Source organism: Flavobacterium sinopsychrotolerans (assembly GCF_900110375.1).
GTDB classification, from domain to species: domain Bacteria; phylum Bacteroidota; class Bacteroidia; order Flavobacteriales; family Flavobacteriaceae; genus Flavobacterium; species Flavobacterium sinopsychrotolerans.
Genome location: NZ_FODN01000001.1, coordinates 297,437 through 324,283, shown reverse-complemented (window position 1 = coordinate 324,283; position 26,847 = coordinate 297,437). Strand labels below are relative to the sequence as shown.

General features: G+C 34.1%; 25 protein-coding genes. 16 read left to right on the top strand and 9 right to left on the bottom strand.

The genetic code is table 11. The features are described 5' to 3' along the window. Positions 1-31: 31 nt before the first annotated feature. Positions 32-487: a GAF domain-containing protein gene (locus BMX64_RS01440; protein ID WP_091165229.1), complete on the bottom strand. Its 456-nt coding sequence runs from the start codon at positions 485-487 to the stop codon at positions 32-34. Positions 488-562: 75 nt separating this feature from the next. Between BMX64_RS01440 and xrtF the strand changes: the two genes are divergently transcribed. The 8 genes from xrtF (at position 563) to BMX64_RS01400 (ending at position 7,668) form a co-directional block, all read left to right on the top strand. After that, positions 563-1,111, top strand: a complete 549-nt coding sequence (gene xrtF / locus BMX64_RS01435; protein ID WP_091165226.1) for an exosortase family protein XrtF — start codon at positions 563-565, stop codon at positions 1,109-1,111. After that, on the top strand, positions 1,089-1,532 hold the full coding sequence (locus tag BMX64_RS01430) for an exosortase F system-associated membrane protein (protein WP_091165223.1): 444 nt from the start codon (positions 1,089-1,091) through the stop codon (positions 1,530-1,532). Before xrtF ends, BMX64_RS01430 begins: the two co-directional genes overlap by 23 nt. Before the next feature lie 58 nt (positions 1,533-1,590). After that, positions 1,591-2,421 (top strand): ATP cone domain-containing protein, encoded by an 831-nt coding sequence (locus tag BMX64_RS01425; RefSeq protein WP_091165219.1) that lies wholly within the window; start codon positions 1,591-1,593, stop codon positions 2,419-2,421. Positions 2,422-2,464: 43 nt separating this feature from the next. Continuing rightward, positions 2,465-3,820, top strand: a complete 1,356-nt coding sequence (locus tag BMX64_RS01420; protein ID WP_091165216.1) for an MBL fold metallo-hydrolase RNA specificity domain-containing protein — start codon at positions 2,465-2,467, stop codon at positions 3,818-3,820. Between the two features lie 53 nt (positions 3,821-3,873). Further along, positions 3,874-4,275 carry an HYC_CC_PP family protein gene (locus BMX64_RS01415; RefSeq protein ID WP_091165212.1) on the top strand — a complete coding sequence of 134 codons (402 nt, stop codon included), beginning with the start codon at positions 3,874-3,876 and terminating at the stop codon, positions 4,273-4,275. Positions 4,276-4,345: 70 nt separating this feature from the next. Next, positions 4,346-6,358 (top strand): TonB-dependent receptor plug domain-containing protein, encoded by a 2,013-nt coding sequence (locus BMX64_RS01410; RefSeq protein ID WP_091165208.1) that lies wholly within the window; start codon positions 4,346-4,348, stop codon positions 6,356-6,358. Between the two features lie 19 nt (positions 6,359-6,377). Beyond that, positions 6,378-6,719 (top strand): heavy-metal-associated domain-containing protein, encoded by a 342-nt coding sequence (locus tag BMX64_RS01405; protein ID WP_091165205.1) that lies wholly within the window; start codon positions 6,378-6,380, stop codon positions 6,717-6,719. 268 nt (positions 6,720-6,987) lie between these two features. After that, a complete protein-coding gene (locus BMX64_RS01400) occupies positions 6,988-7,668 on the top strand; it encodes a DedA family protein (protein ID WP_091165202.1) in 681 nt (226 codons plus the stop codon). Positions 7,669-7,739: 71 nt separating this feature from the next. On the opposite strand, the gene groL is transcribed toward BMX64_RS01400, so the two are convergent. The 7 genes from groL to miaB all read right to left on the bottom strand — a co-directional run bounded on the left by groL (position 7,740) and on the right by miaB (position 14,465). Next, the gene (gene groL, locus BMX64_RS01395) at positions 7,740-9,368 is read right to left on the bottom strand and encodes a chaperonin GroEL (protein ID WP_091165198.1); all 1,629 of its coding nucleotides are present in this window, start codon (positions 9,366-9,368) and stop codon (positions 7,740-7,742) included. Between the two features lie 39 nt (positions 9,369-9,407). Next, a complete protein-coding gene (locus BMX64_RS01390) occupies positions 9,408-9,683 on the bottom strand; it encodes a co-chaperone GroES (RefSeq protein ID WP_007137725.1) in 276 nt (91 codons plus the stop codon). Between the two features lie 138 nt (positions 9,684-9,821). Beyond that, on the bottom strand, positions 9,822-10,151 hold the full coding sequence (secG, locus tag BMX64_RS01385) for a preprotein translocase subunit SecG (protein WP_091165194.1): 330 nt from the start codon (positions 10,149-10,151) through the stop codon (positions 9,822-9,824). 3 nt (positions 10,152-10,154) lie between these two features. Next, a complete protein-coding gene (locus BMX64_RS01380; protein WP_091165191.1) occupies positions 10,155-10,985 on the bottom strand; it encodes a tetratricopeptide repeat protein in 831 nt (276 codons plus the stop codon). An 80-nt stretch (positions 10,986-11,065) separates the two neighbouring features. Continuing rightward, complete coding sequence (locus BMX64_RS01375) at positions 11,066-11,569, bottom strand: LptE family protein (protein ID WP_091165189.1); 504 nt, start codon at positions 11,567-11,569, stop codon at positions 11,066-11,068. Positions 11,570-11,669: 100 nt separating this feature from the next. Next, positions 11,670-12,926, bottom strand: a complete 1,257-nt coding sequence (locus BMX64_RS01370; RefSeq protein WP_091165185.1) for a sigma-54 interaction domain-containing protein — start codon at positions 12,924-12,926, stop codon at positions 11,670-11,672. Positions 12,927-13,019: 93 nt separating this feature from the next. Next, complete coding sequence (gene miaB, locus BMX64_RS01365) at positions 13,020-14,465, bottom strand: tRNA (N6-isopentenyl adenosine(37)-C2)-methylthiotransferase MiaB (RefSeq protein ID WP_091165182.1); 1,446 nt, start codon at positions 14,463-14,465, stop codon at positions 13,020-13,022. 393 nt (positions 14,466-14,858) lie between these two features. Here miaB and topA point away from each other — a divergent pair, with 393 nt between their 5' ends. The 7 genes from topA to BMX64_RS01330 all read left to right on the top strand — a co-directional run bounded on the left by topA (position 14,859) and on the right by BMX64_RS01330 (position 24,442). Further along, the gene (topA, locus tag BMX64_RS01360; RefSeq protein WP_091165179.1) at positions 14,859-17,387 is read left to right on the top strand and encodes a type I DNA topoisomerase; all 2,529 of its coding nucleotides are present in this window, start codon (positions 14,859-14,861) and stop codon (positions 17,385-17,387) included. 3 nt (positions 17,388-17,390) lie between these two features. Beyond that, entirely contained in the window at positions 17,391-18,542 is a 1,152-nt protein-coding gene (locus tag BMX64_RS01355) for a formimidoylglutamase (RefSeq protein ID WP_091165176.1), read from the top strand. Between the two features lie 131 nt (positions 18,543-18,673). Beyond that, positions 18,674-20,080, top strand: coding sequence for a T9SS ring complex lipoprotein PorK/GldK (gene porK, locus BMX64_RS01350; RefSeq protein ID WP_091165173.1), 1,407 nt, complete (start codon positions 18,674-18,676; stop codon positions 20,078-20,080). Between the two features lie 41 nt (positions 20,081-20,121). Beyond that, positions 20,122-20,769 carry a type IX secretion system motor protein PorL/GldL gene (porL, locus tag BMX64_RS01345; protein ID WP_091165169.1) on the top strand — a complete coding sequence of 216 codons (648 nt, stop codon included), beginning with the start codon at positions 20,122-20,124 and terminating at the stop codon, positions 20,767-20,769. A 44-nt stretch (positions 20,770-20,813) separates the two neighbouring features. Beyond that, the gene (gene porM / locus BMX64_RS01340) at positions 20,814-22,355 is read left to right on the top strand and encodes a type IX secretion system motor protein PorM/GldM (protein ID WP_091165165.1); all 1,542 of its coding nucleotides are present in this window, start codon (positions 20,814-20,816) and stop codon (positions 22,353-22,355) included. Positions 22,356-22,404: 49 nt separating this feature from the next. Then, complete coding sequence (porN, locus tag BMX64_RS01335; protein ID WP_091166514.1) at positions 22,405-23,295, top strand: type IX secretion system ring subunit PorN/GldN; 891 nt, start codon at positions 22,405-22,407, stop codon at positions 23,293-23,295. Positions 23,296-23,389: 94 nt separating this feature from the next. Continuing rightward, positions 23,390-24,442, top strand: a complete 1,053-nt coding sequence (locus tag BMX64_RS01330; protein ID WP_091165161.1) for an NAD(P)/FAD-dependent oxidoreductase — start codon at positions 23,390-23,392, stop codon at positions 24,440-24,442. 2 nt (positions 24,443-24,444) lie between these two features. Here BMX64_RS01330 and BMX64_RS01325 read toward each other — a convergent pair whose 3' ends face one another. Then, a complete protein-coding gene (locus BMX64_RS01325; protein WP_091165158.1) occupies positions 24,445-24,828 on the bottom strand; it encodes a DUF983 domain-containing protein in 384 nt (127 codons plus the stop codon). Between the two features lie 84 nt (positions 24,829-24,912). On the opposite strand from BMX64_RS01325, the gene abc-f reads away from it, so the two are divergent. Beyond that, on the top strand, positions 24,913-26,820 hold the full coding sequence (gene abc-f / locus BMX64_RS01320; protein ID WP_091165156.1) for a ribosomal protection-like ABC-F family protein: 1,908 nt from the start codon (positions 24,913-24,915) through the stop codon (positions 26,818-26,820). The last annotated feature ends 27 nt before the right edge of the window (positions 26,821-26,847 follow it).

Sequence of the window (26,847 nt, the reverse complement as noted above, 5' to 3'; positions counted from 1 at the left end):
GATGTTTCATTTACAGGTAAATGTAATTATTTTAATACAACTTCGCAATTTCCTGATTAACAAAATCCAAGAACTTTTCATCCTCTTTAGTGAATGGATCTATGACATGACTGTCAATGTCAATTTGCCCTATGTTTTCTCCGTTTACAAAAAGTGGTACTACGATTTCTGATTTTACAGTAAAACTACAAGCGATGTAATTGTCTTGTGCCGAAACGTCAGGAACAACAAAATTTTCGTTAGAAACTGCAACTTGTCCGCAAATTCCTTTTCCGAAAGGGATTACCGTATGATCTGTTTCTGCTCCAACATACGGTCCTAAGTGTAATGTTTTAGATTCATGATTTGCAAAATAAAATCCTACCCAATTGTAATAGGAAATGGACTCGCTAAGCAATTGACAAACAGATAAAAGTTTTTCGTCTCTTGAAAGCGTTGTATTTAAAGTGATTTCGGTTACTTTTGGTTGTAATTCTTGAAATGTCATGTTTTTAATTTTTATTTATGCAAAAGTATTTAAAGCCAGTTTCAAAAATTACATAAATTTGTTAAAAAATAGATTTTGAAAAAATATTTTATTCTCTACAAACCGTTTTTGCTTTTTCTTGGCACTTTTTTTTTGACATATATAGTACTAACTTTTTTGTATCAGCAATATCTTAATGGTTTTGAAGAAAACCAAATAGATTCTGTTACCAGAATGGTAAGTGAAAATACCGAACAAGTGTTGCTTCTTTTTACTGATGGCTCTTCGATTGAAGAAAGTACTACGCAACCTTATATGAAGTTGTTTTTTAATGAAAAATATGTTGCCCGAATTGTGGAAGGCTGCAATTCAATCAGCGTAATTATTTTGTTCATTTCATTTGTGGTCGCTTTTTCAGGAAGGCTACAAACAACCTTGCTTTTTATCTTTGGCGGAAGCCTACTTATTTATGCACTGAATGTTTTGAGAATTGCAGCTTTAAGTGCGCTGATTTTTTATTTTCCAAAACAGGAGTCATTATTACACGAAGTCCTTTTTCCTTTGTATATTTATGGTGTGGTTTTTATTTTGTGGTTAATTTGGGTTCGTAAATTTTCAAGATATGCTTCAAAAGATTCTAAATAACAAACTAAGACTAATACAATTCCTTTTTTTAGTTGTATTATTAGTGCTTGTCCGTGCTTTTGAAAATCAGTTGTTTTATGATCCTTTTTTAGATTTTTTCAAAAAGGATTTTGCTAAATTAAGGTTGCCAAGTGTCAATTCATTCCAATTGTTTTTAGGATTATTATTTCGTTACACATTAAATACCGCTATTTCATTGGGTATTATTTATGTGCTTTTCAAAGAAATAATGATGGTGAAATTCGCTTTTGTTCTGTATTATTTTCTTTTTATGATTCTAATTGTTGCTTTTTTCTATATCATTTTCTTCACTCGTGAAAACCATAACTGGATACTGTTTTATATCCGTCGGTTTTTAATTCAGCCTATTTTTTTATTGTTGTTTGTTCCTGGATTTTATTATCAAAAACAAAATAGATAATCTTTTTTATCTATCTTTAATGTTGGTTTAAGTATTTCTTTATCAAAACATTATCAGCATGAAGATAGTAAAACATTCTGGGGATATTGTCGAATTTAATTCTGACAAACTTAAAAAATCACTTCTAAAGTCTGGTGCCAGTACTCTGGAAGTAGACACGATTTTGCATGCCATAAAAAAGCAAATGTTTGAGGGAATTTCTACGAAACAAATCTATAAAATGGCTTTTTCATTATTGAAGAAAACGGCTAATTCCCATGCGGCACGTTATAATTTAAGAGAAGCAATTCGGCTTTTGGGTCCTGCAGGTTTCTTTTTTGAAAAATATATAGGACGAATTTTTTCTTCGGAGCATTATAAAACGATTACCAATTTGACTTTGCAAGGAAAATGTGTTTCGCATGAAATAGATGTTTTGGTCAAAAAAAATGAAATTATCGCGATGGTAGAATGTAAGTATCATGCTGGTAGAGATGTTGCTTCAGATGTAAAAGTTCCGATGTATATTTTGTCCCGTTTTAATGACATTAAGGAAAGAAATCATCCTATTTTTGATAGAAAAGACATCGTCTCTAAATGTTGGATTGTCACCAATAATCGGTTTACGGCAGATGCAATTACTTTTGCTAAATGCTCCGGATTGAGTTTGTTGAGTTGGAATTATCCTGAAGATAACAATTTGAAAACTAAGAATGATAGTAATTCTCTTTATCCCGTAACCTGTTTAACAACCTTGTCTATTGCTGAAAAAGATAAATTATTGATTTTGGATGTTATTTTAGTAAAAGAAATTATAAACAATTCAGATTGTTTAAACAGAATAGGATTGAGTCCTAATCGGATGAAAAACGTATTAAAGGAAGCGTCAGAATTGTGCAGGTATCTTTAAAAGAAATTATTGGTGAGAGTGTTAAATTTTAAATTCAAATGAAATGAAAGTTAAATTTATAGGTGGAGTGGGAACTGTAACCGGTTCTAAAACATTAATAGAAAGCAATGGAATTCGGATTTTGATTGATTGTGGATTATTCCAAGGGTTAAAACCTTTGCGGGAACTCAATTGGGATCCGTTGCCGGTTTTGCCTTCCACAATAGATTTTGTGTTGCTGACCCATGGGCATTTAGATCATTGCGGCTGGTTGCCCAGATTAGTCAATCAAGGATTTTCTGGAAAAATATATTGCACCAGTCCCACAAAAGATATAACGAAACTTATTCTTTTGGATAGTGCTAAAATTCAGGAGGAAGAAGCCAAAAATGCGAATGAAAGGAAATATTCTAAGCACGAAATTGCCGAGCCGTTGTATACGGTGGAACAAGCCGAAAAAGTTTTCCCGCTATTTAGAGTAATCAAAATTAATGAGCCAATACCTTTGGATGCCCAAATTGAAGCAGTTTATTCCAATGCAGGACATATTTTGGGCGCTTGCAGTATTGCTTTGACCCTTGAAAATAAAACATTAGTTTTTTCGGGAGATATTGGTCGAGATGATGATGTGTTGATGTATCCGCCGACCAAACCCAAAAAAGCCAATTATGTTTTTCTCGAAAGTACCTATGGAAATCGGATCCATCCTAAAACGGATACCAAATTTGAATTAGAAATGTACATCAATAACGCGGTTGACAAAGGCGGAACGATTATTATTCCGAGTTTTGCCGTAGAGCGTGCCCAAACCATCATGTACTTGTTATGGCAACTCAGGGAAGAAGATAGAATTCCAAATATCCCCTATATCATTGATACGCCAATGGGAATTAATGCGCTAAATATTTTTTCTAATAACCAAAAATGGCATAAGTTGTCCTTGGAAGAATGTGCCGAAATGAGTAAAATGTTTTCATTAGTTTCAGATTATCAAGAAACCATGGAGGTAATTTTTGATGAACAACCTAAAGTAGTAATTGCTGCTAGCGGAATGGTTACTGGAGGGAGAGTGTTGAGTTATTTAGAAAAGTATATTGTTTTGCCACAAACCACGGTAATTGTTGTAGGGTATCAAGCCGAAGGAACACGTGGAAGAAAATTGCTGGAAGGGGCCAAAGAAATTAAAATTCATGGGCAATATTATCCGGTAAAAGCAAAAATTTTAGAAATACAGGGGTTGTCAGCACATGGAGATCAAAAAGATTTGTTGAATTGGTTGTCAGAATTAGAAAATAAACCAACCAGAGTGTTTTTAGTTCATGGTGAAAATGAGCCGCTGGATGAACTCCGTATAAAAGTTCATGAAAAATATGGTTTTGATTGTAAAGTTCCTTTGATGGGGCAAGAATTTGAATTGTAGATTTTAACATGAATTTAGCTTTTGGAGTTTAATTAAATCACTACTTTAGCAACATGAAATTCAAAGGACCTATTTGTCTTCTTCTTGCTTTTTTCCTGTTGCTTTCCAATACAGGATTAGCATTTAATATTCGTTATTGCGGCAATGAGATTACGTCTGTTTCTCTTAAAACTCCTGTCCAGAATCAAAATTTAGAAAAAGATTGTTGTGGGGTTGTTGAGAAAAAATCACATTGTTGCAAAAACAAAGAGGTTAATTTTCAAAAGAAAACAGATGACTTAATTCAAAAAATAGTTTCTGACCATACGGATTTTACATTTTTAATAGAGGAATGGAATCCTTCTGTGTTTTTATTTATATCAAATTTTAAAAACGGTCAATTTACTTCCTATTATTGCGATGCAAATGCGCCGCCTTTCTTTAAATTATACCACCAATATATTTTCTACGCATAGTTTTTAATGTTTAATAAAACTTGAATCACACTTTTGTGGTTTTACATTTTTCTAACATTAAAAATCAATCATGCAAAAACATATTTCAATATTTTTATTGTTGTTCTTTTGCGCTTTTAATTCTTATTCGCAAGATACCTTGCAGGAGATAAAAGTACAAGGGAATAGTAAAAGTTTAAAAAAATCATATAGACTAACGGCTAATACTACAACGCTAACGAGTAAAGAATTACTTAAAGCCGCTTGTTGTAATTTGGCAGAAAGTTTCGAAACAAATCCCTCAATTGACGTCAATTTTTCGGATGCTTTGACGGGAACGAAACAAATAAAAATGTTAGGATTAACGAGTCCTTATTTAATGATTACCGAGGAAAATATTCCTTCGGTTCGTGGTGCTTCTCAAGCCTACGGATTGTCATTCACGCCGGGAACTTGGGTTGAAAGCATCCAAATTACTAAAGGTGCCGGAAGTGTTGTTAATGGTTTCGAAAGTATTTCAGGACAAATCAACACCGAATTAATAAAGCCAATCAGCGATATTCCATTTTTTCTGAATGTATATGGTTCTACAGATTCCCGATTTGAATTAAATACCCATTTCAACAAGAAAATTTCTGATAAATGGAGTAGTAGTTTGTTTGTTCACGGAAATACCAGAGTTTCAAAAAATGATATGAATGACGATGGTTTTCTGGACAACCCGTTGGCAAAACAAATCAATGTTTTAAACCGTTGGCAATATACCAATGCCGAAAAAGGTTGGGTGAGTTTCATCAACTTCCGGTATATGAATGATCAAAAACAAACAGGAGAATTAAATTTTGACCCAGATAAAGATAAGGGAACAACTAACTATTGGGGCTCCGAAATCAATACGGAACGTTTTGATGTTTCCACTAAATTAGGATATGTATTCCCCGATATGCCGTATCAGAGTATTGGTTTTCAAAATGCTTTCAACAGTCACGATCAAAATTCTTATTTTGGATTAAACCAATATAATATCAAACAAAAAAGCTATTATTCGAACCTGATTTTTAATTCGATTATCAATAATACAAAACATAAATTTTCAACGGGCTTGAATTTCACGTATGATAAATACGGGGAGTTTGTCAATGTAAATGATTATAGTAGGATTGATAACTCGGTAGGTGCTTTTTTCGAATATACTTTTGATAACACGGAGAATTTTAGCGTAGTTCTTGGCGGTAGAATAGACAATCATAATCGTTTGGGAACTTTTGCTACGCCAAGATTGCATGTACGATACAATCCTTGGGAGAAAGGTGTTTTGCGATTTTCAGCAGGTAGAGGAAAGCGAAGCGCTAATATTTTTGCCGAAAATCAACAGCTTTTGGCAAGTTCAAGAACTTTTGAATTTTTAGATTCCAATGGAAAAATATACGGTTTGAATCCTGAAATTGCTTGGAATTACGGGTTGAGTTTTATGCAGGGTTTTTTGCTTTTTGGCAAAAGTGCTGATGTTGGATTTGATTTCTACAGAACCGATTTTCAAAATCAGGCAGTTGTTGATGTATTGCAAAGTCCGCAACAGGTTTTGTTTTATAACTTAGAAGGGAAATCGTATGCGAATAGTTTGCAAGTAGAATTCAATTATGAATTAGCCAAACATTTTAATTTGAGAACTGCCTACAAATTCTATGATATTCAAACGGATTATTTATCAGGAACCTATCAAAGGCCATTGCAGGCAAAACATCGTTTCTTTGGGAATTTAGGATATGAAACTCATATTTTAGATAAGGGAAAACAATGGAAGTTTGATTATACTTTCAATTGGCTCGGCAAACAGCAATTACCCAATACTTCAACTAATCCTGAAGAAGACCGTCTGCCTGAATTTTCGCCGTCGTTTTCTGTGATGAATATACAAGTTACCAGAACTTTTTCTTCTACTTTTGAAATATATATTGGCGGGGAAAATATTGGTAATTACAAGCAAGACAATGTGATCTTGGGTAATGAAAATCCTTTTGGACCTACTTTTGACGCATCAATAGTTTATGGTCCAGTTTTTGGACAAATGTATTACGCGGGTTTACGTTTTAAAATTAAATAGTCTTAAAATAATTTAAAGGATGAAAAATATATTAGCAGTATTGTTGCTGACATTTATTGGATTTTCAGTTCAGGCTCAAGAAGTGAAAAATAAAAATGCAAAGCTTGAATTTCATGTGAGCGGGAATTGTGAAATGTGCAAAAAGAGAATTGAAAAAGCGGCATTAAGCGTTTCGGGGGTGAAATCTGCCGATTGGCATATGGATTGCGGCACTTTATATTTGATTGTAAACGAGCAGAAAACTAATGTTGTTGCAATTCAGAACGCTATTGCAAAAGCGGGTCACGATACAGATGAAGTCAAGGCATTAAAGGAAGATTATGACAAACTTCATACTTGTTGTCAATATGAGCGAAAATAATTAAAAAAACCAAAGTGAAAGCTTTGGTTTTTTTAATGCCATATTTCAATGTTTTTTTAGTGAAATTCTAGTTGCTAGCTATAAAAAATCATGTTTTTAAGAATTTAGAATTCTGAATATTAAAAACAATATTTGATTGTAAACTGGGTAAAGTTAATTCGGCTAATTTAAATAGTTAATAAAACTTTAAAGTGGTGCCATAAATTGTGGTTAAGATATATTATCCGTACTTTCACGCACGAATAATTGTAGCATAAAACACCGTAGAATGAACGATTTTGATTGGAAGAATTTGATTGACCCGCTTTTTTATATTCATTTTGATGTTAATGGAATTAAACTGGGTATTTATATAGTTTTATTTATTGTATTTGCAGAAACGGGTCTCTTTGCGGGTTTCTTTTTACCAGGAGATAGTTTGTTGTTTTTAGCTGGAATTTACAGCCGGGAATTAATAGAGAATATTTTATTTATTGATAATGATTTTCTAAATGTTGTTCTTTTATCAACACTTGTGGCGTTGTCAGGAATTTTAGGTAATGTTGTAGGGTATTGGTTTGGTTCAAAAAGTGGGTACTATTTGTATAACAAGCAAGATAGTTTTTGGTTCAAAAGAAAATATCTGGTTCAATCAAAAGACTTTTTTGAAAAATATGGTGGAAAAGCAATAATATTCGCTCGATTTCTTCCAATATTTAGAACTTTTGCACCAATTGTTGCTGGAATCGTTTCTATGGACAAGAAGAAGTTTATGTTTTATAATATTTTAAGTTCATTTATTTGGTCTTATACATTAATTTTCGCTGGGCACTACTTGTATGGCTTTTTACTTGAAAATTACCAAATTGATTTAAAAGAACATATTGAGTTAATTGTTTTGGCTTTAGTTGGAATTACCGTTTTACCAGTAATTTATAAGTTTAGTAAAAAATCTAAAGTTCAAGAATAAATAAAATTACAACCCATAAAAAAACCGTCCCGATTTTTATCAGGACGGTTTTTATTTGAAGTGAAATGTTATTACATCATTCCTGGCATACCGCCACCCATTGGGTTTCCGCCACCATTATCTTCTTTAATATCGATCAAAGCACATTCAGTAGTTAATATCATTCCGGCAACCGAAGCTGCGTTTTCTAATGCTACACGAGTTACTTTTTTAGGATCAATAATTCCTGCTTTAAGCATGTCAACGTATTCATCCGTTTTTGCGTTGTATCCAAAGTCACCTGTACCTTCAGCAACTTTTGCTACAACAACTGACCCTTCAAGACCTGCATTTTCAACAATAGTTCTCAATGGAGACTCTACTGCACGAGATACAATTTGGATTCCTGTTGCTTCATCAGCATTATCTGCTTTAATAGCGCTAAGTACATTTTTAGCTCTCAAAAGTGCAACACCGCCACCAGCAACAATTCCTTCTTCAACAGCAGCGCGAGTTGCGTGAAGTGCATCATCAACTCTGTCTTTTTTCTCTTTCATTTCTACTTCAGAAGCAGCACCAACATACAGTACAGCAACTCCTCCAGCTAATTTAGCCAAACGCTCTTGTAGTTTTTCTTTGTCATAATCAGAAGTTGTGGCTTCCATTTGACCTTTGATTTGGTTGACACGATTTTTGATCATGTCAGCTTCGCCAGCACCGCTAACAATTGTTGTATTGTCTTTATCGATAGTCACTTTTTTAGCAGTTCCTAACATCTCGATAGTTGTGTTTTCTAAAGTGTATCCTCTTTCTTCTGAAATTACAGTTCCTCCAGTTAAGATAGCGATATCTTCCAACATTGCTTTTCTCCTGTCTCCAAAACCAGGTGCTTTTACAGCAGCGATTTTCAAGGCTCCACGTAATTTATTTACCACTAATGTAGATAATGCTTCACCATCAACATCTTCAGCAATAATCAATAATGGTTTTCCAGATTGAGCAACTGGTTCTAAAACTGGTAACAATTCTTTTAAAGAAGAAACTTTTTTGTCATACAAAAGGATATAAGGATTTTCCAATTCTACTTCCATTTTCTCTGAATTAGTCACGAAATACGGAGAAAGATATCCTCTGTCAAATTGCATTCCTTCTACAACATCAACATACGTATCAGTTCCTTTCGCTTCTTCAACAGTGATCACACCTTCTTTTCCAACTTTTGCGAAAGCAGTAGCGATTAACTCACCAATTACTTCGTCATTGTTAGCAGAAATTGAAGCAATTTGTTTGATTTTTTCAGAATCACTTCCTACTACTTTTGCTTGTTTTGCTAAGTCAGCTACAATAGCTTCAACTGCTTTGTCAATACCACGTTTCAAATCCATAGGATTAGCACCCGCAGCAACGTTTTTCAAACCTTCTTTTACAATTGCTTGTGCCAAAACTGTTGCAGTTGTAGTTCCGTCTCCAGCTAAATCATTCGTCTTAGAGGCAACTTCTTTTACCATTTGAGCACCCATATTTTCCAATGGATCTTTCAATTCAATTTCTTTTGCAACGGTAACACCATCTTTAGTAACGTTTGGTCCACCAAAAGCTTTTCCAATAATTACATTACGACCTTTTGGTCCTAGCGTTACTTTTACTGCATTTGCCAATGCATCAACTCCACGTTTTAATCCGTCACGTGCTTCAATATCAAATTTTATATCTTTTGCCATTTTAATTTATTTGTTAATTCGTTTATTTGTTAAATTCGATTATATTATTGCTAAAATATCGTCTTCACGCATGATCAAATAATCTTTTCCTTCCAGTTTTAATTCAGTACCAGCATACTTTCCGTAAAGAACAGAATCACCAATTTTCACAGTCATTGTGTGTTCTTTTGTCCCGTTTCCAACAGCAACAACAGTTCCTTTTTGCGGTTTTTCTTTGGCTGTATCTGGAATAAAAATCCCGGACGCAGTTTTTGTTTCAGCTGCAACGGGTTCGATAAGAACTCTGTCTGAAAGTGGTTTGATGTTTAAAGCCATGATTTTATGTTTTTTATTATTAAATGTATTAAAAGTATAAGATTTCAGAAATTATGCCATGCTTGGTCAACTGACATATTTTCCTATAAAAAATGCCAGCTTTGACAAGCTGGCATTTTTAAAATAGGAAATGTATTTTTATTTTGCTGGATTTGTTGCAGCAGGTGTATTTTGAACAGGAGCTACTGGTGTAGTACTTCCAGTGTTTTCAATAATTTTAGAATCAGTATCACTTAATGTTCCTGTAAAGCTCAAGCTTGAAAGTAATATAAGTGCAATTAGTATAGTTGCTAATGTCCAAGTACTTTTGTCTAAAAAATCAGTTGTTTTTTGTACTCCACCCAGCATTTGAGAACCGCCTATTGTAGAAGATAATCCACCACCTTTAGGATTTTGAACCATGATAACTACGATTAATAGAAAACAAACTATAGTTATTAAAACTAAAAAAATTGAAAATGTACTCATTGTTTAATTATTATTATGTTGTAAAATCTTAATATCCGATATGCGGTCCGCAAAGTAACTACTTTTTTCTGGATATTTCAAAATTAATATTTCATAAGCTTGAATCGCTTTTTGATATTTTTTTTGTTCCAAATAAACGCGGGCTAAAGTCTCAGTCATCAAGAAGGAATTGTCGGCTGCATTTAAGTCAAAAGTAACCGTAGAAGGTACTCCATGTTTTACTGGAGATATCTTCGGACTCGCTTCAATAAACTTATCAATTAATTCTATTTTTTTTCTTTTGTCCGCATCTATAATTAAAGCAGGCTGATTTGTTGGTTGCTCACTTTCTCTTTTGATAGGTTCAGTACGCGAAAGCTGTAGCCACTCTTGGAAGGAATGTTGTTCTTTTTTGGAGAAATCCAATGGTGTGCCAATAGCTAGTTTTTCCTCGATTGCTGATGGAGAAGCCTCTTTTATCGAAGTCAGAATCGATTGTTCTAATGTGTTTATTTTAAGTGCTGATTTTTCTTCAGCAATAATAATCTCACTATCGATTACTTGAATATCTAGAATTTCGAGTGCTTTTCTATTATACAGACTTTTATGAATAGAAGTAAACGTGTCCGATGTGATGAAATCAAATAAAACCGATCTGTCTGTTGAATAGGCTGCTGTTATTTTTAAAGCAGTATTATATTTAAAACTATTTTGGTTGTAAAGTCCTTTTAATTGAATCGCTCTGGCACTTTGAAAATAAGGAAACTCAACGAGTACTTTTTCTAAAGCCTCCATTTGCTTTTCATGAATAGCATCAGGTTTGTTAATCAAATAAGTATAATCGGTTACATTCATAAAGGTTATTCGTTTATTTGGTTATTCATTAATTTGTTATTCGATTGACCGAATCTTCAAATTTCCGAATAAAACCTCATTTACCATTTAGCTAAGGACTCATTAAAGATATCTTGCGTTATTCTTTCAAAAATATCTTTCAAAGCACTATTCAAAGTTGCACCTGTCAATTGTTGTTCCGCAGGATAATCGTAGAAAAATGTGAATGGTTTTTCAAAATCATCTGCTTCTTTTTTCTTGTTGGTAAAACGAACATTCACTCGAATCGTCAGACGGTTTTGAGCAGCTCGCTGATCGGCGGTTGCTGTCATTGGACTAATCCTATAATCTACAATCTCTCCTTCGTATGTCAAATCAGCACCGTTTTTGACCAAGTTTAAATTGGTTTGGTTCTGAATCAAATCTTGAAGTTCTAATGTAAAAGTACGATCAATACCAGGTTCAATTAATTCAGCATTATTCTGAAAAAAGCCAACTTGAAATGTTTCGGCATCAATTTTACCAGTTCCGGTAAAGTTATAAACCGAGCAACTATTGATGCTCAATATAATTATTGAAAGAAGAATAAGTTTTATATGTTTCATTTTTTATTTTAAAAATTGCTTCGCCAGTGTGCTAAAACTCGGGTCAAATATATTCATTTTCAATCAAACCATTTTCGTCTTTGTGTTTTTGTAACAAAAACTACAAATCAAATTGCTTGATTTTTCGGTATAAAGTTCTTTCAGAAATGCCCAATTCATCCGCGGCTGCTTTTCGTTTTCCTTTATTTTTTTCTAATGATTTTTTAATCATTTCAATTTCTTTTTGTTCTAATCGCAGGGTTTCTTCCTCCTCAACGGTTTCTGCAAAAAGATAATTATCATCATGTTCCTGGTATAAATCCTCATTGTTTTGAGCCGCTATTAATGATGCTCTCGGTTCTTCTTCAAAATCTATTTCACTGTCGCTTTCTTTTGAACCGTATATTTTTTTTATCAAATTCTGATTCGTCTCTTGCACTTTTGAACTTCCGCTTTGAATCAGTTCTAATGTTAGTTTTTTCAAATCATTCAAATCACTTTTCATGTCAAAAAGTACTTTGTATAAAATTTCCCTTTCGGTACTGAAATCACTTTCGCTTTTTTTGTCTTTTATTACAGAAGGTAAATTGCTTCCCTGAACTGGTAAATAAGATTGTAAAGTCACGGCTGATATATCCCGATTAGTTTCTAAAACGGAGATTTGTTCCGCAACATTTCGCAATTGTCGAATGTTTCCGCTCCAACGAAATTTCTGTAATAATTGAATAGCATTTTCGTCTAGTTTCAAAGGAGGCATTTTATATTTATGCGCAAAATCAGCAACGAATTTTCTAAATAATAAATGAATGTCATCTTTTCGATCGCGTAAAGGTGGCAAAGTAATGTCCACGGTACTTAAACGATAATACAGATCCTCACGAAATTTCCCTTTTTCGATTGCATCAAATAAATTCACATTGGTAGCAGCCACAATTCGTACGTCAGTTTTCTGTACTTGTGAAGAACCGACTTTGATAAATTCGCCATTTTCAAGAACACGCAACAAACGAACTTGTGTTGTTAATGGTAATTCACCTACTTCATCCAAAAATATAGTTCCTCCGTCAGCCACTTCAAAATAACCTTCACGAGTTCCTGTGGCTCCAGTAAAAGCACCTTTTTCATGTCCGAAGAGTTCACTGTCAATCGTTCCTTCCGGAATGGCTCCACAGTTTACAGCAATGTATTTCCCGTGTTTTCTATGCGAAAGCGAATGAATAATTCTAGGAATATTCTCTTTTCCAACTCCGCTTTCTCCCGCTACTAATACAGTAATATCAGTAGGAGCGACTTGAATGGCTTTTTCTATCGCACGATTAAGCTTCGGGTCATTCCCGATAATCTCAAATCGTTGTTTTATAGCTTGAACTGTTTCCATGTTGTCATTGCGAGGCACGAAGCAATCTCATTAATAATTACTTAAAACTCTTTTTTATTTTTAATGAATTAAAAATTCGTGGCAAACTTTTTCTTAATTCATTTCACTCAAACCAACTGCTTCCCCTTTCAAAGTTCCGCTGGTGCAAGAAGTGATTTTTACATTTACAAAATCACCAACTTTATAATTCTCTTTTGGAAAAACCACTGTTATACTTTGCGAATTCCTTCCTGAAAACTCTTCCGTCGATTTTTTTGAAACTTTCTCTACCAAAACTTCTACCTTTTGTCCAATGAATTCTTCACTGCGGAACCAAGCGTGTTTTTGTTGTAAATCGACAATTTCCTGCAATCTTCTTGCCTTTGTTTCTTCTGGAACGTCGTCTTCCATTTTTCTTCCTGCCAATGTTCCCGGACGTTCGGAATACGAATACATATAACCAAAATTATATTTCACATATTCCATCAAGCTCATTGTGTCTTGATGATCTTGTTCGGTTTCTGTTGGGAAACCAGCAATCATATCCTGCGAAATGGAGCTGTTCGGAATAATAGTTCTGATTTTATCAATCAAAGTCATGTATTCTTCACGCGTATGCAAACGATTCATCTCTTTTAGGATTCTATTGCTTCCGGACTGAACCGGCAAGTGAATGTGTTTGCAAATATTAGGATGTTTTGCAATCACATGTAAAATACTTTCGTGCATGTCTTGCGGATTTGATGTCGAAAATCGAATGCGCATTTTTGGAAAACCAACCGCTACCATTTCTAACAATTGGTCAAAATCGACTGCCGTTGCTTTTTGCATTTTGGTAGCATTCTCAAAATCTTTTTTCAATCCGCCGCCGTACCAAAGGAAACTATCCACGTTTTGCCCCAAAAGCGTAATTTCTTTAAACCCTTTGTCCCACAAATCTTGGATTTCTTTCATGATACTTTGTGGTTCACGGCTGCGTTCGCGTCCGCGGGTAAAAGGTACCACGCAAAACGTACACATATTATCACAACCACGCGTGATAGAAACCAAAGCGGTAATTCCGTTGCTCATCAATCGAACCGGTGAAATATCACCATAGGTTTCATCCTTCGACAAAATCACGTTAATCGCATCGCGTCCTTCTTCCACTTCTTGCAAAAGGTTTGGTAAATCTTTATAGGCATCAGGTCCTACTACAAGGTCAACGATTTTTTCTTCTTCAAGGAATTGACTTTTCAATCGTTCCGCCATACAGCCTAAAACACCGACTTTCATCTTTGGATTAATGCGTTTCACCGCATTGTATTTTTCGAGACGTTTGCGAATGGTTTGCTCTGCCTTGTCCCGAATGGAACAAGTATTAACCAAAACTAAATCGGCTTCTTCCAGCACTTGCGTTGTGTTGTATCCATTTCCGGATAAAATAGAAGCTACAATTTCACTGTCCGAAAAATTCATCGCACAACCGTAACTTTCTATAAATAGTTTTTTGGTATTCTCGGGCTTATGTTCTAGAACAAGACTTTCGCCTTGTTTGCTTTCTTCAATAATCTTTTCCATCCTATGTTTTCAAAGCACAAAGATAACGCAATTCAAATAAATATGACAAGATGTCAGATTAAGAATTAACACTATTTTAAGGCATTTTTTCTGGGGAGCTATTTACTTCGTCAGTTCGCTTTGCTCGTGTCCCGCTTTCCGTTATAATCCCGACCCTTCGGGACTCACAAGAAAGTAAAGTTTCCAAAGTCCTAAAAAGAGCTTCCGTTGGTCGCTTTTTTAGAACAGGAAACTTTTACTTTTTTGCTCAGGGCTTTTCACTGTAATCGTGGCTAAAAAACAGTCGAGTATGGCAATAACTTACCTATTAATGATTGTGAAATAATTCAAAAATAAAATCTAAAGCCCAATATTTAAAAAAAATAGATACTTTTGTCCCAGAAAAATAGAGCAATGGCAAAGAATTTAGTTATAGTTGAGTCCCCTGCAAAGGCAAAAACAATCGAGAAATTTCTAGGAAGTGATTTTCAAGTGGAGTCCAGTTATGGGCATATTGCTGACTTACCTTCCAAAGAAATTGGTGTAGATGTAGAAAATGGTTTCAAACCAAAATACGAAGTTTCTGCCGATAAAAAGGCATTGGTCACCAAATTAAAAGGATTAGCAAAAAAAGCTGAAATGGTTTGGTTAGCAAGTGATGAGGATCGCGAGGGTGAGGCTATTTCTTGGCATTTAGCCGAAGAATTAAAATTAGACAAAAGCAAAACAAAACGTATTGTATTTCACGAAATTACTAAAACTGCAATTCTAAAAGCGATTGATAATCCACGTGAAATCGATTATAACTTAGTCAATGCGCAACAAGCGCGTCGTGTTTTAGACAGATTAGTTGGTTATGAATTGTCGCCTGTACTTTGGAGAAAAATAAAAGGAGGACTTTCTGCGGGTCGTGTACAATCGGTATCTGTTCGTTTGATTGTGGAACGTGAAAGAGAAATTCAAAATTTCAAAGCTGTTGCTACGTATTCTGTTGTGGCAGAATTTACCAATGAATCCGGAAAAACATTCAAAGCCAAACTGCCTAAAAATTTCAATACTAAAAAAGAAGCCGAAGATTTTTTAAATAAAAATATAGGTTCTACATATAAGGTAGCTGATTTAGAAACGAAACCTACCAAGAAATCACCAACTGGACCTTTTACCACTTCGACTTTGCAACAAGAAGCAGCGAGGAAATTGTATTTGCCTGTTGGAATTACCATGCAACTTGCACAACGGTTGTACGAAGCTGGACTTATCACTTATATGAGAACGGATAGTGTGAACTTATCCAAAGATGCAATGGAAGCTGCTCAGGCTGAAATTATCAAATCCTATGGAAAAGAGTTTTCTAAACCTCGAACATTTGTCAATAAAAGCAAAGGGGCACAGGAAGCACACGAGGCGATTCGTCCTACGGATATGTCCCGTCATACGGTAGACATTGACAGAGATCAAGCGCGTTTGTATGATTTGATTTGGAAAAGAACGTTGGCTTCGCAAATGAGTGATGCGCAATTAGAACGTACTAACGTAAAAATTGAAGCAAACAATCACGGTGAAATATTCACTGCATCTGGAGAAGTGTTGCTTTTTGAAGGTTTCTTGAAAGTGTACTTGGAAGGTCATGATGACGATGAAGAAGAGCAAGAAGGAATGTTGCCTGCAATGAAAGTCAACGAAAAATTACAAAATAATTACATTACTGCGACAGAGAGATATTCTCGTGCTGCTGCAAGATATACTGAAGCTTCTTTGGTGAAAAAATTAGAGGAATTAGGAATTGGCCGTCCTTCTACTTATGCACCAACGATTTCTACGATTATCAACAGAAATTATGTGGAGAAAGGAAATCTTGACGGACAAGAACGTAATTACACGCAATTGACGTTACAATCCGGGAAAGTAGGAGAGAAGTTACTGAAAGAAAATACAGGTTCCGATAAAGGAAAATTAGTTCCTACCGATATTGGGACGATTGTTACTGATTTCTTAGTTAAGAATTTTGGAAACATTTTAGATTATAATTTCACTGCAAAAGTCGAGCAGGATTTTGATGAAATTGCTGAAGGAAATATTGAATGGACAAAAATGATGCAGGAGTTCTACGATAAATTTCACCCAATAGTGAAAGATGTCGAAGCGAATGCAGAAAGAGAAAGCGGTGAAAGAATTCTGGGAACAGATCCCAAAACGGGGAAACCGGTTTCTGTTCGTTTAGGGAAATTTGGACCAATGGCTCAAATTGGAGCTGCAGATGATGAAGAGAAAAAATTTGCCAGTTTAATGACGGATCAGAATATTGGAAACATTACTTTAGAAGAAACGTTGAATTTATTTTTGTTGCCAAAAAATTTGGGTGAATATAAAGGAGCAGAAGTTGAGGTAAGTAACGGCCGTTATGGTCCTTATATTCGTCACGGCGCTGCTTTTGTTTCTTTGCCTAAAGGTGAAAATCCATTAGACGTAGATTTTGAAAGAGCTCAGGAAATAATTGATGAAAAAGCAATTGCTGATGCGCCGATTACTGTTTATAAAGGCGAAGGAGTTCAAAAAGGGGTGGGGCGTTTTGGTCCTTTTATCAAATGGGACGGTTTGTTTATCAATGTAAGTAAGAAATATAATTTTGATAATTTGTCTCAAGCAGACATTGAAGCGTTGATTGAAGATAAATTACAAAAGAATATTGATAAGGTTTTACATAATTGGGAGGACGAAGGGATTCTAGTCGAAAAAGCCCGTTGGGGACGCTCGGTTATTACCAAAGGAAAAATCAAAATTGAATTAAGCAAAGATGTTGATGCTACAAAATTGACATTGGCGGAAGTTCAAGAAATGATTGCCAAGAAAACGCCTGCTAAAAAAGTAGCTGCTAAAAAAGCACCTGCAAAGAAAGCTGTGGCAAAGAAACCAGCAGTTAAGAAACCAGTAGCAAAAAAGTAAAAAATGGAATTTGATTTTCTGAAACCCGTCGATGATGAAATCCAAGAGTTTATAAACGGATTGACTTCGCAGCAACTAGGAAGTAAAATAGTTTTGCACACTAATGAACAATTTCCTGATTTAAACAAGATTAAAATTGCAGTAATAGGCGTTTTAGAAAATCGAGGAGATAAAAAAGCGGTTTCGGATGTTGATTTAATACCGTTCAGAAAAGAGTTGTATGGATTGTTTCCGGGAAACTGGGACGCTTCTATTGCGGATTTAGGTGATATTCTTGCTGGAAATTCAGCAGCGGATACTTATTTTGCATTAAAAAAAGTCGTTGCAAGTCTAATCAAGAAAAAAATCACTCCTATTGTTATTGGAGGTTCTCAAGATTTGACCTATGCGCTTTACAGAGCTTACGATGATTTGGAACAAATGGTCAACTTGGTTTCTATTGATAATAAATTTGATTTCGGAAAAGAAGATGAAGCAGTTTCTGCATCTTCTTATTTGACAAAAATAATTATAGACGAGCCCAATAATCTTTTTAACTATTGTAATATAGGATATCAAACTTATTTTAATTCTCAGGAAGAAATAGATTTGATAGAAAAATTATTCTTTGATGGATATAGATTAGGAGAAGTTTCTAATAATATTGCTATTTCAGAGCCAGTTTTTAGGGATGCTGATTTGGTAAGTGTTGATTTGAATTCTGTAAAATCGTCTGATTCCGGAAATTTTATTTCATTTCAACCGAATGGATTTAATGGAAAAGAGATCTGTTCTTTGTCTCGATATGCGGGAATAAGTGATAAAGTATCTTCGATTGGGATATTCAACCACAATAATTCAATACAAGAATCGGTGCTGATTGCACAGGTTATTTGGTATTTTATTGAAGGATTTCATTATCGTTCGAATGAGTATCCTTTTGGGAGCAAAGAAAATTATTTAAAATACATTGTTCCATTGGAGGAAGAGGAGCTTGTTTTTTATAAAAGTGACAAAACGGATCGCTGGTGGATAGAAATTCCATTTGTTTCAAATGTTAATAATAAACTAAAAAGAAATACGTTATTACCATGTTCTTATGATGAATACTTGCAGGCTTGTAATCAAGAATTGCCTGAGAGATGGTGGAAAGCACAACGCAAAAACATTGTTTAAAATGTTTTTTGTTTTTGTGTTAATGTTTTTATAAAAAAAAGCAATTTCTTTTGTTTAAAAAATTGTTTTTTATAAAAATAATAAATAGGTTTACACACTTAAAAATAATGAATAGTTAATCCAAAAATTATATGAAGAAGTTCATTGCATTTACGGCAATTTTGACCTTATTAATTGGCTGTGGAAAGTCAAGTGACAAAGGAGAATTAGTTGGTGTTAAAGGAGGAAAATGGCATCCTGAAAAGCCTTACGGTATGACTCTGGTTCCTGGTGGGTCATTTATAATGGGTAAATCAGATGATGATATGGCTCATGTAGATGATGCTCCTACAAAAACAGTAACTGTTCGCTCTTTTTACATGGACGAAACTGAAATAACAAACAGTGAATACCGTCAATTTGTGGAATGGGTAAAAGATTCTACAATGAGAGTGCGATTAGCTATATTAGCTGAAGAAAGCGGACTGAAAGCTGGAGGAGAAAATGCAAAAGGAAAAAATGCAGGAAGTATTGGTGACTATGCTTTTAATGATGCGGATCCTGAAAAAATGACCGCGTATGACAAGTACATGTATGACAACTACTATAGTGTAGGTACTGATGATGATCAATATGCAGGTAGAAAATTAAACAAAAAGGTAAAACTAATAAAGGATACAAAATTGTATCCAGATGAGTATTATACTGAAGTTATGGATTCAATGTATTTGCCTTTAGAAGCATCATACAATGGTTTGCGTACAATAGATGTTGATAAATTGAAGTTCCGTTACTCTTGGATGGACATCCAAGCAGCAGCTAAAGCAAAAGTGGGTAAGAGAAAAGATTTCATCAAAACTGAAGAGGTTCAAATATATCCTGATACCACAGTTTGGATTAAAGATTTTGCTTATTCCTACAATGAGCCTATGCATAATGATTATTTTTGGCACAAAGCGTATGGAGAATATCCAGTTGTGGGTGTCAAATGGACTCAAGCGAAAGCTTTTTGTGCTTGGAGAACATTAAATAAAAATACTTACATCAAATCAAAAAAGAAAGGTCAGGATTTAATAAATTCTTTTAGATTACCTACAGAAGCCGAATGGGAATATTCTGCAAGAGGAGGTTTAGAGTCAGCCACATATCCATGGGGAGGTCCTTATACAAAAAATGACAGAGGTTGTTTTCTTGCTAATTTCAAGCCGAATAGAGGAGATTACGCTGCGGATGAAGCATTGTACACGGTAGAAGCTAAATCGTATGAGCCTAACGGCTACAATCTTTATAACATGGCGGGTAATGTTTCTGAATGGACTGATTCTGCATATGATCCAAACGCATATGAATATGTGTCGTCTATGAATCCAAATGTTATTGATGCTTCAAATAAGCGTAAAGTTGTTCGTGGAGGTTCTTGGAAAGATGTTGCTTATTTCCTACAGGTAAGTACAAGGGATTTCGAATATGCGGATTCAGCAAGAAGCTTTATTGGTTTTAGAACTGTCCAAGATTACATGGGATTGCAGACTACTGGAACTGGAAAAAAAAATAAATAGTACAAATAAACCAAATCTATAAAACAAAAAAACAAATTATTATGGCATTGTTAAGTAAAAAAGTAATGAATTTCTCATATGGTATGGGAGCAGCAGTTGTAATTATTGGAGCATTATTCAAAATCACACACATAGAGTTCGGATTTATAACTGGAAATTTAATGCTTACAATCGGTCTTGTGGTTGAAGCTGCTATTTTTGCACTTTCAGCATTCGAACCAGTTGATGATGATTTGGATTGGACTCTAGTTTACCCTGAATTAGCTAACGGTGTTAAAGGTGATGTGAAAAACAAAGTTGTAGCAAAATCAGATGAGCAAGGTATGTTGTCTCAAAAATTAGATGCTATGTTGAAAGATGCTAAAATTGACGGTGAATTAATGTCAAGTTTAGGAAATAGCATTAAAAATTTCGAATCTGCAGCTAAAAATATTTCGCCAACAGTAGATTCTATTTCTGCAACTAAAAAATACAGTGAAGAACTATCTATGGCCGCGGCACAAATGGAATCATTAAATAGCTTGTATAAAGTTCAACTGGAAAGTGCTTCAAGAAATGCTGAAGCAAATAAAGAAATTGCTGAAAATGCAGGTAAATTAAAAGAACAAATGCAATCTATGACTGCAAATATTGCTTCTTTGAATAATGTTTATGGAGGTATGCTTTCTGCAATGAATAATAAAGGATAATTAGTTTCAAACTATAAATACAAATAAACTAATTATTAGAAAATATGGCAGGAGGAAAACTAACCCCTAGACAGAAGATGATTAACCTAATGTACTTGGTTTTTATCGCTATGTTAGCATTAAATATGTCCAAAGAAGTATTATCTGCTTTTGGATTGATGAATGAAAAATTTGAAGGAGCAAATTCTTCAGCACAATTATCTAACACTCAGATGTTAGCTGGTTTAGATGCTAAAGCATCTGAAGCAGGTGGAGAATTTACTGCTGCGTCAGCTACTGCGCACAAAGTAGAAGTAATAACTAAAAATTTTTATGATTATATTGGAAAAATAAAATCTGAAGTTTTAGTGGGTACTGAAGTTGATCCGGAAACAGGTAAGTTGCCTTATGAGGCAATGGATAAAGGTGATAATATAGATCATTTATGGTTTAGTCCTTCAGGTTATTCAGCTAAAGGCAAGGAAGTTGTTGCTACAATAGAAAAGTATAAATCAGATATGAAGTTAGCATTGGGTGATAATAAAAAATTATCTCCAATTTTATCTGAAGTTGATACTAAGTTTAATTTGGCTGATGTTAAAAATAAAGATGGTATCGCAGTTGATTATTTAGATTACCATTTTAAAGGTTTTCCAGCTGTAGCTTCTTTAGCAAAACTTTCTGCTTGGCAGAATGATGTTAAAAAAGCAGAAACAGATGTTTATAATACTTTATTAGGGAAAGCTGCAGTAGCTGCTGCATCATATAGTAATTACCAAGCAATTGTAGTACTTGATAAAAGTGCTTATTTTCAAGGTGAAAAAGTAACTGGAAAAGTTGTATTAGGAAGATATGACGAAAATACTAAGCCTACTTCGTTTTCAGGTCCCGGAAAAATTGTAAACGGTCAAGCTGTTATTGCAATGACTGCTGGAAATGTTGGTGAGCAAACTATTAATGGTCAGTTTACGTTCTTAGAAGATGGTAAAAATATACCTCTTAAATTTCAAGGAAATTATGTAGTAGTGCCTAGACCAAATTCTGCAACTATTTCTGCAGACAAAATGAATGTAGTGTATAGAGGTGTTGTCAATCCTATGACTATTTCATTTGCAGGAGTTTCTGCTGATAAGGTAAGTGTTTCTGCTCCAGGATTAAGTTCAGCAGGGAATGGTAAATACAACATGAGTCCTGGTTCAGGAAGTGAAGTGTTGATTAACGTTACAGCTACTCTTAACGATGGTTCAAAAGTTTCAGATAAGAAAGCATTTAGAATAAAAGGAATTCCTGGTCCAACTGGAACAATTAGAGGAGAAATGGGTGTTGTAAAAGGACCTAAATCTAATTTAGAAATTGCAACAATTGGTGCTAAATTAGTAGATTTTGATTTTCAAGTTGGTTTAGATGTTGTTGGGTTTAATCTTAAAGTAACCGGTCAGCCTACAGTAGTTGTTCAAGGAAATAGATTAAATGCACAATGTAAATCGGTTCTTTCTAAAGCGGGAAGAGGAGATCAAGTTACGATCTCTGAAATTAAAACTAAACTGGTAGGTGCAGGTAGTTATTTATTGCCTAGAACTGCTCCAGTAATTTTTGAAATACAATAATAAGTAAGTTTATCGGATCCTTGCTTTAATATTATATAATGATACCATGATGAATGTTAGAAATCTTTTTTTAGCTATTGTTTCCTTACTAGGAAGTGTTGCTTCATTTGCACAATCAAATTTGCTGAATGCAAAAAGTCCAGATCAAATAGGACTTAAAACTGCAGCTCAACTTATTTCTGATAATGATAAACCTTTGGCTTATGGTTATGTGCACGACCGTGATGTTTTGATGGGTAAAACTACTTGGGAGATAATTGATTTGAGTGAAAGAATAAATTTTTCGTTATACTTTCCAATTGATACTGCTAATGTTGGTTCCGACAGACGTTCTTTATATGATGTTTTGACAAAAGCAATGAAGAATGGTAAAATCACTGAAGTTTACACAGACAGTTATTTCAATACTAAAAAATCTATTAAAGATATTGAAGCATCTCTTTCTCGTATTGATACAACAGATGCTGGAAGAGAGCAAATCAACGCAGGGCAATCAGTTTCACAAGAGTATATCATGAGACAGGATCTTACTGCTCAAGATGTAACACAGTATAAAATAAAGGGATATTGGTATTTTGATAAACGTCAAAGTGAATTAAAATATCGTTTGTTAGGGATTTGTCCCGTTACGCCTGATGTTTATACGATGAACAGTGATGAAAAAGATTATATCGAATTGTTTTGGATATTTTTTCCATCAGCTAGGGAAGTTTTACATGAAGCTAAGGCCTTTAATGATAAGAATTCTGCAATGCCTGTTTCTTTTGACCAAATATTGAACTCAAGACGTTTCAACAGTGTTATTTACAAAGAAGAAAATGTTTACGGTGACAGAACAATCGAAGATTACATGAAAGATAATGCGCAAAATCAGTTGTTAGAATCAGAAAGAGTGAAAGAGAAAATTCGCAATTTCGAACAAGATATGTGGAATTATTAATTTCAATTTTAATAAAATAAGGAACTCTTACTGTATTGGTAAGAGTTTTTTTGTTTTAAAATGCTTTCTTTGTAGATAGTTTAAAAGAGTTTTAATGATTGATTATTTAATAGTAGGTTCTGGTTTAGCTGGTATTTCATTTGCAGAGGTGGCTTTGTTTAATGAAAAATCCATTTTTGTTTTAGATAATAATTCCCAAAATTCCTCTAAAATTGCTGGTGGATTGTATAATCCGGTAATTCTAAAACGTTTTAGTGAAGTATGGAATGCTCAGGAACAGTTAGAATTAATGAATGATTTGTATGTTTCTTTGGAAATAAAATTAAAATGTAAAGTAGATTTTAGAATACCCATTTTAAGAAAATTTTTCTCTATCGAAGAACAAAATAATTGGTTTGCTGCTTCTGATAAAGCAGCGCTTGCTCCTTTTTTATCCACTGAATTAATTTCTAAAAAGTATTTAGGAATAGATTCACCTTACGGATACGGCGAAGTTTTACAAACTGGCTATGTTGATACGGCTTTATTATTAAATAAATACAAGGAATTCCTGAAAGAAAACAGTTTGTTTGAAGAAGAATCATTTGATTATGATGCTCTGCAGATTGTGTCGGATGGCATTCGTTATAAAGACATTAAAGCAAAACATATTATTTTTGCTGAAGGTTTTGGAATGCATGCAAATCCATATTTTAAGCATTTACCATTAGACGGCACCAAAGGAGAGCTTTTTATTATAAGAGCACCTGAATTAGATTTAGATGTAATTGTCAATACCAGCGTATTTATTTTGCCTCTTGGGAATGATTTATTCAAAGTTGGCGCTACTTATAATTGGAAAGACAAAACGGAATTGCCTACAGAAGAAGGAAAGACAGAATTAATAGAAAGGATAAAAGAAATTATAAGTTGTGACTTTGAGGTTTTAGAGCATTTTGCTGGTGTACGGCCAACTGTAAAAGACAGAAGACCTTTAGTGGGAACTCATCAAAATTATGAAACAATACATATCTTGAATGGTTTAGGAACAAGAGGGGTTATGTTAGGTCCCGCTATGGCAAAAGCATTATTTGACCATATAGAAAACCAAACTCCTTTAGATCCAGTAATTGATATTAAACGATTTAGATTCAAAGAAAAGAATTAATATTACTTGAGCTTAGTCTCTGGGTCGTATGAAACAAACATATTTATATATATGTTTCTGGACCAGCGTAAAACAAACGGGAATAATAGTATCAAGGATGCTATTATAGCTACGAAAGCCACTTTAAGGTTTGAACTAAAAAATACAAATGAGATGATAAAAGCTGCAATTCCTATTGCTACATTTAATCCATAACTAACGTACATTGCGCCATAAAAAAAAGAAGGTTCAATTTGATAATGTAAACCACAATGGTTGCAATTTTCGTGCATTTTTAATATTTTATTGAGATGCAGTGGATTTTTATCCAAATACATACTCTCATTCTGACATTTAGGACAAGTTCCTGTTAAAATACTATATAATTTGGATCCTTTTTTTAACATTTGCAAAAAATTTAATTTTCCTTTTTGGTCCCGATAATTCGGTATACAAATTTACACATTTGAAAAGGAATAAAATCACAATACATGCTTAATATACACAATTTATCCGTTTCGTTTGGTGGTACTTATTTATTTGAAGAAGTTACCTTTCGTTTGGGTGCCGGAGACCGTGTGGGTCTTGTTGGGAAGAACGGAGCGGGAAAATCTACCATGCTTAAAATGTTGGCGAGAGATTTTGCTCCTGATTCAGGTGTTATTTCTCAGGAGAAAGATATCCGAATGGGATTCTTGCGACAGGATATCGATTTTGAACAAGGAAGAACAGTTCTGGAGGAAGCATACGAAGCTTTTACGGAAATTAAAATTGTTGAAAAAAAGCTTGAAGAGATCAATCATCTTTTAGTAACCCGTACCGATTATGAAAGTGACGAATACAGTCAAATAATAGAAGACTTATCGGAATATACACACCGTTTTGAATTATTGGGAGGTTATAATTATGTGGGTGATACCGAGAAAATTTTACTTGGTTTAGGATTTAAACGTGATGTTTTTGATAATCAAACCGAAACTTTTTCTGGTGGATGGAGAATGCGTATCGAATTAGCCAAATTATTATTACAGGCTAATGACGTTTTATTATTGGATGAGCCAACGAATCACTTGGATATAGAAAGTATCATTTGGTTAGAAAGTTTCCTTCGTAATTATCCGGGAGTTGTGGTAATTGTTTCGCACGATAAAATGTTTTTGGATAATGTAACAAACAGAACTATCGAAATTTCTCTTGGTAAAGCATATGATTTCAACAAACCCTATTCTCAATATTTAGAATTGCGTCATGAAATTCGCGAAAAGCAATTGGCAACACAAAAAAACCAAGCCAAAAAAATTGAAGAAACGGAGAAATTAATTGAAAAATTCCGTGCCAAAGCTTCTAAAGCTTCTATGGCGCAGTCGTTAATAAAAAAATTAGATAAAGTCGAACGCATCGAAGTTGATGAGGATGATAACTCAGTGATGAATATTACTTTTCCAGTTTCAAAAGAACCGGGAAGAGTCGTAATTGAAGCTGAAAACGTAACTAAAAGTTATGGTGACAAAACGATTTTGAAAGATATCAATTTGTTAGTGGAACGCGGAAGCAAAATTGCATTCGTTGGACAGAATGGTCAAGGAAAATCGACTTTTATCAAGGCTATTGTTGATGAATTCGAATATAAAGGAAATATCAAATTAGGTCACAATGTACAACTGGGTTATTTTGCGCAAAATCAGGCGGAATATCTGGATGGTGAAATTACCTTGTTGCAAACAATGGAAGATGCCGCTGCAGATACGAACCGAATGAAAGTACGTGATATGTTGGGTTCTTTCTTGTTTCGTGGTGATGATGTAGAAAAAAAGGTAAAAGTCCTTTCTGGGGGCGAAAGAAATCGTTTAGCGCTGTGTAAACTATTATTGCAGCCCATTAATGTTTTGTTGATGGATGAGCCTACGAATCACTTGGACATCAAATCTAAGAATGTTTTAAAAGCCGCACTTCAAAAATTTGGGGGAACTTTATTGTTGGTTTCTCACGATAGGGATTTCTTGCAAGGCATGTCAAATTTGGTGTATGAATTTAAAGACCAAAAAATAAAAGAATATTTAGGGGATATCAACTATTTCTTAGAGCAACGCAATATGGAGAATATGCGTGAAGTGGAGAAAAAAGATGCCGAAAAAGCAGCTGCACCTAAAGAAAGTAACAAAGCTTCCTACGAAGATCAAAAGAAAGGAAAAGCGTTGCAAAATAAATTGAGCAAAGTAGAAAGCCAAATCAAACAATTAGAAAAGGAAATACAGCAAGATGATAAAATGTTGGCTTCTAATTATGATAAGCATATTGAAGACGCGAAGTTTTTCACTGCTTACAATAAGAAAAAAGCAGAGTTAGATAAACTGCTGCTGGAATGGGAAGTTGTTCAGGAAGAAATAGATAATTTATAAAAACGAGAGTTCCATTTTGGAACTCTT

Bases quoted from the DNA above. Each gene is read 5' to 3' on its own strand.
- BMX64_RS01420 (WP_091165216.1), top strand. From the start codon at position 2,465: ATGAAAGTTAAATTTATAGGTGGAGTGGGAACTGTAACCGGTTCTAAA.
- BMX64_RS01425 (WP_091165219.1), top strand. From the start codon at position 1,591: ATGAAGATAGTAAAACATTCTGGGGATATTGTCGAATTTAATTCTGAC.
- groL (WP_091165198.1), bottom strand. From the start codon at position 9,368: ATGGCAAAAGATATAAAATTTGATATTGAAGCACGTGACGGATTAAAA.
- porL (WP_091165169.1), top strand. From the start codon at position 20,122: ATGGCATTGTTAAGTAAAAAAGTAATGAATTTCTCATATGGTATGGGA.
- BMX64_RS01370 (WP_091165185.1), bottom strand. From the start codon at position 12,926: ATGGAAACAGTTCAAGCTATAAAACAACGATTTGAGATTATCGGGAAT.
- BMX64_RS01405 (WP_091165205.1), top strand. From the start codon at position 6,378: ATGAAAAATATATTAGCAGTATTGTTGCTGACATTTATTGGATTTTCA.
- BMX64_RS01430 (WP_091165223.1), top strand. From the start codon at position 1,089: ATGCTTCAAAAGATTCTAAATAACAAACTAAGACTAATACAATTCCTT.
- topA (WP_091165179.1), top strand. From the start codon at position 14,859: ATGGCAAAGAATTTAGTTATAGTTGAGTCCCCTGCAAAGGCAAAAACA.
- BMX64_RS01375 (WP_091165189.1), bottom strand. From the start codon at position 11,569: ATGAAACATATAAAACTTATTCTTCTTTCAATAATTATATTGAGCATC.
- porM (WP_091165165.1), top strand. From the start codon at position 20,814: ATGGCAGGAGGAAAACTAACCCCTAGACAGAAGATGATTAACCTAATG.
- BMX64_RS01330 (WP_091165161.1), top strand. From the start codon at position 23,390: ATGATTGATTATTTAATAGTAGGTTCTGGTTTAGCTGGTATTTCATTT.
- porK (WP_091165173.1), top strand. From the start codon at position 18,674: ATGAAGAAGTTCATTGCATTTACGGCAATTTTGACCTTATTAATTGGC.
- BMX64_RS01415 (WP_091165212.1), top strand. From the start codon at position 3,874: ATGAAATTCAAAGGACCTATTTGTCTTCTTCTTGCTTTTTTCCTGTTG.
- porN (WP_091166514.1), top strand. From the start codon at position 22,405: ATGAATGTTAGAAATCTTTTTTTAGCTATTGTTTCCTTACTAGGAAGT.
- secG (WP_091165194.1), bottom strand. From the start codon at position 10,151: ATGAGTACATTTTCAATTTTTTTAGTTTTAATAACTATAGTTTGTTTT.
- BMX64_RS01440 (WP_091165229.1), bottom strand. From the start codon at position 487: ATGACATTTCAAGAATTACAACCAAAAGTAACCGAAATCACTTTAAAT.
- miaB (WP_091165182.1), bottom strand. From the start codon at position 14,465: ATGGAAAAGATTATTGAAGAAAGCAAACAAGGCGAAAGTCTTGTTCTA.
- BMX64_RS01355 (WP_091165176.1), top strand. From the start codon at position 17,391: ATGGAATTTGATTTTCTGAAACCCGTCGATGATGAAATCCAAGAGTTT.
- BMX64_RS01400 (WP_091165202.1), top strand. From the start codon at position 6,988: ATGAACGATTTTGATTGGAAGAATTTGATTGACCCGCTTTTTTATATT.
- BMX64_RS01325 (WP_091165158.1), bottom strand. From the start codon at position 24,828: ATGTTAAAAAAAGGATCCAAATTATATAGTATTTTAACAGGAACTTGT.
- BMX64_RS01390 (WP_007137725.1), bottom strand. From the start codon at position 9,683: ATGGCTTTAAACATCAAACCACTTTCAGACAGAGTTCTTATCGAACCC.
- abc-f (WP_091165156.1), top strand. From the start codon at position 24,913: ATGCTTAATATACACAATTTATCCGTTTCGTTTGGTGGTACTTATTTA.
- BMX64_RS01410 (WP_091165208.1), top strand. From the start codon at position 4,346: ATGCAAAAACATATTTCAATATTTTTATTGTTGTTCTTTTGCGCTTTT.
- BMX64_RS01380 (WP_091165191.1), bottom strand. From the start codon at position 10,985: ATGAATGTAACCGATTATACTTATTTGATTAACAAACCTGATGCTATT.